Source organism: Zhongshania sp., from assembly GCF_041623545.1.
GTDB lineage: Bacteria > Pseudomonadota > Gammaproteobacteria > Pseudomonadales > Spongiibacteraceae > Spongiibacter.
In genome coordinates this window covers 1-9941 of record NZ_JBFJWS010000107.1, presented here as the reverse complement: position 1 = coordinate 9941, position 9941 = coordinate 1, and the positions used below count along the sequence as shown (strand labels likewise).

6 protein-coding genes are annotated in these 9941 nt (G+C 48.1%); all 6 read left to right on the top strand.

The features are described from left to right. Nucleotides 1-455: 455 nt before the first annotated feature. Nucleotides 456-3125, top strand: coding sequence for an ATP-binding protein (locus ABYT30_RS10945; protein WP_373096454.1), 2670 nt, complete (start codon nucleotides 456-458; stop codon nucleotides 3123-3125). A 370-nt stretch (nucleotides 3126-3495) separates the two neighbouring features. After that, entirely contained in the window at nucleotides 3496-4569 is a 1074-nt protein-coding gene (locus ABYT30_RS10940) for a WecB/TagA/CpsF family glycosyltransferase (protein WP_373096453.1), read from the top strand. 278 nt (nucleotides 4570-4847) lie between these two features. After that, entirely contained in the window at nucleotides 4848-6113 is a 1266-nt protein-coding gene (locus ABYT30_RS10935; protein ID WP_373096451.1) for a polysaccharide biosynthesis/export family protein, read from the top strand. 12 nt (nucleotides 6114-6125) lie between these two features. Beyond that, nucleotides 6126-7532 (top strand): GumC family protein, encoded by a 1407-nt coding sequence (locus ABYT30_RS10930; protein WP_373096450.1) that lies wholly within the window; start codon nucleotides 6126-6128, stop codon nucleotides 7530-7532. Beyond that, a complete protein-coding gene (locus ABYT30_RS10925) occupies nucleotides 7472-8761 on the top strand; it encodes an O-antigen ligase family protein (RefSeq protein ID WP_373096448.1) in 1290 nt (429 codons plus the stop codon). Before ABYT30_RS10930 ends, ABYT30_RS10925 begins: the two co-directional genes overlap by 61 nt. Further along, nucleotides 8748-9845 (top strand): polysaccharide pyruvyl transferase family protein, encoded by a 1098-nt coding sequence (locus ABYT30_RS10920; RefSeq protein WP_373096446.1) that lies wholly within the window; start codon nucleotides 8748-8750, stop codon nucleotides 9843-9845. The genes ABYT30_RS10925 and ABYT30_RS10920 overlap by 14 nt, the downstream gene beginning before the upstream one ends. Nucleotides 9846-9941 lie beyond the last annotated feature (96 nt).

Below are 9941 nucleotides of genomic sequence, written 5' to 3'. Positions count from 1 at the left end.
ACTTCGTGGCCCATTTTTTCCAGCATAATTTGCGTGGCCATTAGGCTAGGCAAGCTATCATCAGCCAATAAAATTCGTAACATCGTTGTACTCATGAACTTAACTCTCAGCTATAGCATGTATGGGGCTTCCCCCCTTGGTATGCTTATAACAAGCAATTTCCTAACCATATTGCAAAATTACATAAAAATACAAATAAATACAAATAAATCAATAGCTTAAACTAACTCATCATTACTGAATCGTCTAATATAGGATAGTGTAGATTGCTTATTCGCATTTTGCATCTCAAAGTGCTTTGCATATTTCATTTATTTCTCTCGAACACGTTAAGAACAAAAAAAATAGCAGCCGCTAACACGCTGATTTCTTATGTGGATAACGATTCCTATACCGTTTCTGCTACCATCAGAAGGATAAACCACCAATAGTTTCTATTCGTTGAGAATACGTTAATGAGCCACATTACGACACTATACCCCCAGCCAATTGTCGAGATCCTTGCAACACTGACCCTTGAACCGAGTGGATTGATAGAGAGCATTAACTGTCTGCCCGAGTCGCCCCTTACAGCAATCAAGCCGCAGCAAGCAGTCAACGATATTTTCCCTGACCTCATGGATACCATAAAAACTGAGCTGAGACCTGGCTCTGGCTCTGCCCAATCGTCAATCATCGCCATGCTACCAAACACCGAAACCAGCTGTTTAATACAAGTTCAGCGCACTGACACTCCCGGCACGCCTTATCTGGTCTACGTATTGGCCGACCACTTCGCTTTAAGCAGTGTGCAACTGCGACAAAAACGACTCGAAATGATTACCAGCTCATTGTATACCTCGCACTTAGATGCGCTGGTGACTATTGACGGCGACAGTATCATCCACGAGTTTAGCCCGTCGGCGGAACAGTTATTTGGTTATTCACGCGACGAGGCCATCGGCCAGCACGTCGCCGATATCGTTATCCCACCAAATATGCACTCCGCCCACAACGAGGGTATGGGGCGTTTCCATAAAAGCCGAACAGGCCCGGTGATTAATACCCGTATTGAAATTGAAGCCATTCGTCGTAACGGTGAGATTTTTCCTTGCGAGCTTACCGTCGTGCCTACTGAGGAGTATCAAGGAACAACCTATTTTACAGCTTCAATTCGTGACATCTCTGAAAGTAAAGCTCATGAAGCAGCGCTCAAAAAAGCAAAGGAAATCGCCGAAGCCAGTAACGAAGCCAAATCTCGTTTTCTCGCTCACATGAGCCACGAAATTCGGTCGCCGCTGAACGCCGTCATTGGCTGCATGGATTTGCTTCTCGATTCGGGGCTCACAGACGAACAAATGCCGCTGGCAGAAACTTCCCTCGAGGCAGGGCACGGCTTGCTCGGGATAATTGAAGACGTACTTGATTTTTCTAAAATTGAGGCCGGTCAACAAAAGGTCACGCCCAAAGTCTTCAATTTAGTTGAACTCTGCGAGCAAGTCAGTGAAGTCATCAGTATTCGTGCTGGTGCTAAGGAAATTAACATCGGCTGCTGTATAGATCCGAAAATACCTGCAGAGCTCATCTCCGATCCTAGCCATATCCGCCGCATTCTAACCAACCTAATAGATAATGCGGTTAAATTTACCAACATAGGCGGCGTCGTACTCAAAGTCAGCCTTGGCGACACTCACCCCGAGCATCAACACGTCGACGTTGTATTCGAGATAAGTGACACCGGCATAGGCATACCAGCTGAAAAGCAAGCCAGTTTATTCCAAGAGTTTGCCCAAGTAGACAATAGTGACACCGCATCTTACGGTGGCACCGGGCTAGGCTTAGCAATCTGTAAGGACTTAGCGGAATTACTTGGCGGCAGAATAAGTTTAAAAAGTGATGCCAATTTAGGCAGTACATTTACAGTGCTCATACCGTTTAAAATGACGACAAACAACAACGAAGCCCTACCCAAGCTCGCATCGAAAATCTCTGTATCAGTGCTATCCGACAACAAATCATTTCAGTCAACTATGGCCCAGCAATGTCAACTACTGGCAATACCTTGCAACTTTATGGTCGCCGGCGCCGAACCAGAAACGGGCGACGCTCATGTGGTCATTGTCGACACTAGCGCTAGCCAATTTGATATCGCCCTTGCAGACATCAGTCCCGCGGTGGGTGTTGATAAGCAAAATATTCTCCTGTATGCCCGTCCCTATGCCCCAGACATCATCATTGGCGCAAAGTCGGAAGGATTCCAACACATTTTGCAACGGCCATTAAAGGCATCTAGCTTTATCCAGCGGCTAAATATGATGTCTGGCGGCAGTAGTGTTAACAACACAATAGACAGCCAGCTCAGCGCAGATCCCGCACCAGAAACTAAAGCCTCCCGAAGAATTTTATTGGCCGAGGACAACCTCGCCAACCAGCTCGTTGCCAAAACCATGCTCACCCGCGCGGGTTACCAGATCGACATCGCAAATAACGGTTTAGAAGCTATTGCTGCCTTAGATAGGGCTCAATACGACCTGATTTTAATGGACGTTCGAATGCCCAAGCTCGATGGCATTAGCGCTACCCAACAAATTCGAAACAGCGATGCTGCGTGGGCCACGATTCCGATCATCGCCATGACCGCAAATGCCTTTGACACAGATATAGAGTGCTGCCTTGCGAGCGGCATGGATGCCTTTTTACCCAAGCCAGTTAACCGCAATAATTTACTCGACACAGTGGATAAGTTTTTGACGGGCGACAGCCACACAGACACAACAACGCAGCGCATTGAGCCAAGCGACGATTCTATACTCGAATTAAACACCATTAACAAACTCATTGCAGACACATCTCCAGAAGCAGCTGCAGCAATCATGGGAATGTTTGTCCAAGAGCTTGAAAAATTCCAGGCCTATTTGGCAACGTTAAGCGACACCCCCGAATTAAAGGCAATTCGGGAAATGGCCCACAGCTGCAAAAGCAGTGCGGGCTATTGCGGCGCCCAGCAATTTCAACAATTGGCGCAAAAAATCGAAACCGCCTGCGACGTGCAAGACAACGACAAACTCGCGGCTCAGCTGCCAATATGCAATGCCGTCATCACCCAAACGATTAGCGCAGTAAATCAGTTTTTGGCAGAGCAATAATCTAAATGCATACGCCAGCTGAATGCCAGAGGCAGTATTGCAACGCCAGGCACGGGCTTTAAGTAGCAAAATATTATTGCGAATAGAAACTGCGGCGATAGCCAGGCCAACTAAAACGACCGGCCGAGCCCATTGGCAAACACAACAACAAGAAATGACCTAAAATTAATAAGCAGTACCGCAGGCTTTCGCTTGCATCTGATGGCCCGTAGGGAGATTAATATTGAACACCCGCAACGATAAGTATATTTCAATCTTTGGCCGCCTCATTGCCGCTGCTTCCCTATTATTCCTTTTACCAATTTTATTAGTTCACGTCGCCTGCCGGTGCTGGGCTAAAAAACCAGTTTTTTATACAAACCAGTTCCGAGTGAGTCAATATCAAATTTTAGAAGCAAAAACCCTACATAAGCGCTCAAAAATTCACCGTGCGCCATTATTATGGAATATCCTCCGTGGAGATATCCGCCTTGTGGGCACACGATTACTGCGAATCGATGACGCCATCGCGGCCGATCAGGAGAAGTCTCAGTTCGCAGTTAAACCCGGCTTATTTTCACTTTTTGAACTGCGGCGCATCTCTGGCCTTGAGTTCATTGACGAAAAGACCTGCAACACAGAATTTGCGCAAAACGGTGGTTTAAAACAGCGTGTCGCGATTGTCATTAAATCGCTGCTTGCCGGCATGCTTTATGGCAATACCAAAGACTTGCGTAACACCCCCACGTTTAAGGTATTTGGTGTTGAAATCAACAATGTAACCATGAATGACGCGCTCGCGACCATTGCTGACAGCATTACCAAGCGCGCCCAAAAGACCGTCTTCTTTGCCAACGCGCACACGTTAAACTTGGCCTACGAAAATGCAAACTTCCGCGAATTACTGAACAAAGTTGATTATTTGCTACCTGATGGCAGCGGTATTGAAGTCGCTTGTCGTCATGCAGGTATCCGCCGTAAAGGCAACATTAATGGCACCGACATGTTACCCCTGCTGTGTGAGCAACTCGCAGCAAGCGGCAAAAGCATCTATATGCTCGGTGGCGAAGAAGGTATTGCGAAATCAGCCATGGCTAATATGAAAAAACGCTACCCTGCACTCCGCGTCGCGGGCACCAAGAATGGCTTTTTCGATAAGAACAGCTGCGCAGACGTGGTTGCCGATATTAACCAAAGCCAAGCCGATATTGTGCTGGTCGGCATGGGTCAGCCCCTGCAGGAGCAATGGGTGGCCGAGTACCGCGACCAGCTGGAAACCCCAGTGGTCATGGCCGTCGGGGGTCTATTCGACTTCTACGCTGAAAAAGTGTCTCGGGCGCCATTATGGCTGCGGGAGCTGGGCATGGAGTGGACTTGGCGCCTGATTCAAGAACCTGGCCGGATGTGGAAGCGCTACATCATCGGCAACCCACTGTTTCTTATAAGATTACGTCGCAGCACCTAAAACTCAAGAAAGACAATAAAGTACTATACTTATTAACAAACTGACCATTAGCCGTAGCGTGGTAAGTTGGCTACGCTTAATACTCGGCATTTATATTGAATTGCAATTTGCAAAAAGACATCGCCATTCGCAAATTGCGAAAAACGTTAACATTAGGAAAAAAAAGTAATGCGCTAAGTAATTGATAGTACTAATAAATAATTAAAATTGCTACCGGCACGAATTATGCTTAAACAGTGTGAGCCCACAGCAATAAGCGTGACAACGGAATCAAAGCAATGAACACCACTGCAGTTTACAAATCAACATCGAGTTACATTTGGCCTATTCTTATTCTGAGCCTTACCGCCGGATGCGCCGGACACTCATCAAGCCGCGTCCAAGACCTGCGTCACAACGAAGCCGCGCTAGAAACCGAAGCGACGGTAGACCAAGAATTCAGCCGTCTGTACACCGATCGCTGCGCTGACGACGCTACTCACTTCGCTGGCGACAACAGTAATTACTCTGTCACTGATCCTCTTCCCACCGCCTTTCGCAACCCCGGCACGCCGCGTAGCAATGAAAGCCGCAGCAGCCGCCTACTGCCCTTGTCGCCAGGCGACAAAATTGAAATTTTAATTCACGAAGGCGAGGAGTTTAGCGGTGAGTATATTGTCAATCACGACGGCAATATTGAGCTGCCCTATTTATCACCGATTAAAGTTATGGGCCTAGATACCGAAGAAGTCGAAACTCGGCTGAGCCTGCTGCTGATTCAGGAACGGATATTTCTCGCCCACACACTGCGGATTAGCGTGCGCCCCATGCAATGGGCGCCAGTAATGGTATCGGTTTCTGGCGCCGTCTACGAACCCGGCCGTCAACTCATAAATGAGTTAAATCCCCAGCAAACTCACGAAGATAAAAGCGTTATTACTGGCGATTACCCAACGAAGCGCTACCTCAGCGAAGCGCTGCGTAGCGCCTCTGGCGTACGGCCAGATGCACGGGTTGATAAAATCATTTTAATTCGCGACGGCTGGCAGCAAGAAATTAATTTGGCAGGAATATTTTCCGGACACAGCTCAGTGGATGTACCACTCATCGCAGGCGATCAAATTATTGTGCCCAGCACAGGATGCTTGCAACGTTCGTTAATTAGACCAACGCAAATAACGCCCAAGGGTATCCGCGTGTTTATCTCCAATCTTACTGAAACTGCCCGCAATAACTCGCAAGCAGCAGTTGGCAACTATTCTAGCAGTATGCCCTACGGCTCACGACTTTTTCAGGCGGTGGTCTCTGGCAACTGTTCTGGCGGTACACGAATGACAAATTCATCACGCTATGTCGTACTAGTGGGTAAAAATCCGCTCACGGGGAAAAATGAAGTGATTGAGCGTAATATTGAAGAGATATTGCGCAACCCAGATGTCGAGGGGCTCAACCCCTATTTACTGCCCAACGATACAATAAGCTGCTACGACTCGACCCTAACGAATGTCCGCGATATTGCTAAAGCGATATCGGATATTGTCTCCCCTTTCAAACTACTGCGCTAAAAGGACGAAATTATGAGCGCAACTATAGATCCAAGCCGCGAAATTCAGGCCTACAATGATCAAAACAACAAGCCGCGTTGGACTCGCTACATTATTGTTGGCGCTATCGCATTTCTGGCGATCTGGGGTCTAGTTGCCCTGTATATGCTCTCTCCACCTAAATACGTCAGCAAATTTGCCTTCGTGTTACCCGGCAAAACTGGAAGCTCTAAAGTAAACCTCGAAAACATTGGCGAGGCGAGTAGCAGCAGTAGCTCCCCCTTTGCCACACGCGGTATTAACCCACGGGTGAACTATAAGGAGATGCTACTCAGCGACACCGTTATCGGCACAGCAGCGCGTGAACTAGGGATTGAATATGCTGACTTTGGCAAGCCCCAGGTTAAGCTCGTTGACGAAACAGCGATCATCCAAGTTTCAACCAAAGCTGGCAACCCAGAAGACGCCCAAAAACGTTCAATCGCACTCGCCGACGCGTTCAACCAGCGAATTGAAGAGCTACGTAAAGATGAACTGAGAGCCCGTGAAGATGGAATAAGTCAGGCACTGTCTGTTTACCAGACTCGGCTTAAAGAAGCGCAGCTCGCCCTCATTTTGCATAAACAAACCTCTGAATATGTATCCGGTCGGCAATACGAAGAATTGAGTTTGCGACTCGAGCGTTTAAAAGAAGAACGCATCAATAGCTTAGCCACCCGTGACGAGGTAAGTGGTTACGTTGGTCAACTCTCCCGCAGCATGGGGATTACCCCTCAGCTTGCGGCCAGTGCATTTGTCTTGAATGCCGACCAACAATTTCGTGAGCATTTAAATAACTACCAGAGCGCCACCGCAACATTAGCGGTGTATCGGTCAAAATGGGGGGAAGCGCACCCAGCTGTTATGAAGGAAGACGCCAAGCAAGATGCCACCCTTGATGCCCTTCAGGATCGCAGCTTTGTATTAGTCGGCCACAAAGACATGAATACCATTAAGCTGATTAGTCTTAGTGAGGCGAATCAAAATGGCACTTTATTCCAGGATTTACTGGTTTCCTTTGCGAAAATTGAAGGCCAGATTAGTAAAATAAAACAATTAGACGATGCCATTACCCACCACAGTAATGGCTTAAAGCAGTTTGCCGAAGAAGCCGCTGAGCTCGACGAACTAGAACGGGATTATCAAGTCGCTGAAGCGGTCTACACCTCTGCGGTCACTCAGATTGACACCAGCAAAAGCGATATTTTTGGTTCCTACCCATTGGTTCAGTTACTTGCGTCTCCTTCGCTTCCCATCAAACCGGCCTCACCTAATAAGATTCTGGCCGTTGTCGGCGGCATAATGGGTAGCGGTATGACCTTATTCGGACTGTTTTTGTTATGGAAGCGCAAGCAATTAATCCAAACAATATTATCGAAAAGTGGATTTGGTACGCTTTAATACTCACCTATCCCTTCTACGTGCTTGGTGCGGTGTATATCATCGCGCCAGTCTTAGGCTGGCTGCTAATGGGCTATTGGGCCTATAATTTATGGCTCCCAAAGCAAATGCGGGCCAAAAGCATTCAGGTTGAGCCCCACCCACTAGTATTACTTTGGCTGCTGGGTATGCTCGTTATGGAGATCGCCCTAGTACTCGGCCACCTCGATTTTTATCTCGGTATTCCCGCCATTATCAAATCCAGTATCGGCTGGGCCAAGGGTTGGGCCTTACTAGCAATATTTATTATGATTGGCGCAACTTTGCCGATTCGTCCGGAAATAATCTATCGGGCTTGTTGCATCATTGGGCTGCACACACTCATTCTTATTCCACTGTTTGTTCTTGCCGCTTACACGCCTATTCCCGGCACCATATACATTTCACCACTTAAAGCCATTGGTGGCCCCGGACCGGAATTTTTCGAATTTCAACTTTACGGCATCAACCCTGAGTCGCTAGGCCCGCGCTGGCGCTTTTTTACGCCTTGGGCACCGGCGGCGGGCTTAGTCGCTAATTTTTACTTCATCTTTGCGCTCCACGAAAAAAATATGCGCTGGCGCTGGATTGGCATCACCGCCAGTGTCGCCATGTGCCTGATGTGCCAGTCGCGGGCGGGCCTAGTGGCCATGTTATTTGTATCTCCTGCAGTGTTTTTTATCTCCAGACTTAAGTCCCCGGCACTTTGGATTTCTGGGGGTATTGGCATTTCCGCAATGGCGGTATTGGCAACAGAATTAATGGCCTTTGTCGAGTCCTCGGTAGATGAATTCAAAGGGGCTAGGGCAGGGTCAAGCCGAGTGCGCGCAGCGCTAGCGCGCATTGCAATTCAACGCTGGGAAGACGAAGCGCCAATATGGGGCCATGGTGTGGTCGAACGCGGCCCCCACCTCGTTGAATATATGCCTATTGGTTCCCACCACAGCTGGTATGGACTATTGTTTGTAAAGGGCGTTGTCGGATTTATTGCCTTAGCAATTCCCATGGCATGTACTTTTATATTATTAATTGCACGGGCCCAGAGCTGCAAAACGGCACAGGCAGCACTGTCCTGTACATTTATTATTTTTATGTTTAGTTTTGGTGAAAATCTCGAAATTCTCGCCTATCTTTTTTGGCCGGCACTTGTTTTGATTGGCATTGCATTTCGGTCTGACACAATTGAGAAATCATTTCATGGAAAAGTTTGACGCCCTGCTAGTCGGTTTCTACGGTATGCGCAATACCGGTGACGATATGTTGATGGCCGCCGCTGCCGCTGGTGCCAGGCAAAAGTTTAAGGCCGAACGCATCGCCGTCACTGCCGCAAAGGACAGTGAGGCGCCATTGCGCCTAGACTTAATCAATACCCAAAGTCGCCAACAACGATTTAAAGGGCAAGACCGTTTACTCAAGTACTGGGCGGCAAAACGTAGTGAACATATTATTATTGGCGGCGGCTCCGTGTTACACACAGCTAAAGATATTCACCAAAAGCGACAGTATTTAAGCTTAGCGCAATCCACGCAGCATATTGCAGCAGGCGTTGGCATCGGCCCGTTTGCAGACAACAAGGCGGAGCAAGCTTGTGCACAATTCCTCAATGCCTGCAGCTTCACCGGCCTACGGGATCGCGACAGCTACGACATCGCCCGCAGCATTGCTCCCAATGCCAATGTCGCCTTAACATTTGATTTGGCACCGGGCCTGCGTTACGAACCAGAATTTATCTCGTCACTCGCAGAACAACGTGAGCCAGCGATCGGCATCGCCTTATGTCCAGTTGAACGCTTTGCCGGCCGAGAAGATCTAGAACTCGCCCGACTAAAATCCATAGCGACAGGCCTGCAGAAGTTCTGTGCAAATCAGCCTCACGAAATTCGCTTAATTGATTTTAACGGCCACACCCAACTCGGCGACCACGGCGTTCACGAGCAATTGAAAGTCATGCTCGGCGACTTACCCTGCAAAATCATTGATTATCAGGCAAATCCCTATACTGCCATCAACGAAATTAGCAAACTAGGCGGCATCGTGGCAATGCGCTTACATGCGGCGATATTTGCGTATTTGAGCGACACTCCCTGTCTCGCGCTTAACTATCACCCTAAATGCCACAACTGGTGCAGGGATATTGGCCAAGCCTCAGAATTCGCCAGTGATAGCGGTCAAATAGATCCTGAATGGCTTTACCAGCGCTTACTGGACATTGTTGGCAACCATTATATTCCCCCAACACTCGATGTCGCGGAAGCCTACCGCAAAGCGCAACTGAACTGGAATCACCCCTTATGAGTAAGTGTCAATTTTCCGTTATCATTCCCCTATACAATAAAGCGGCGCATATCGTAGACACCCTCTATTCAGTAATACAGCAGCATGTATCGGATT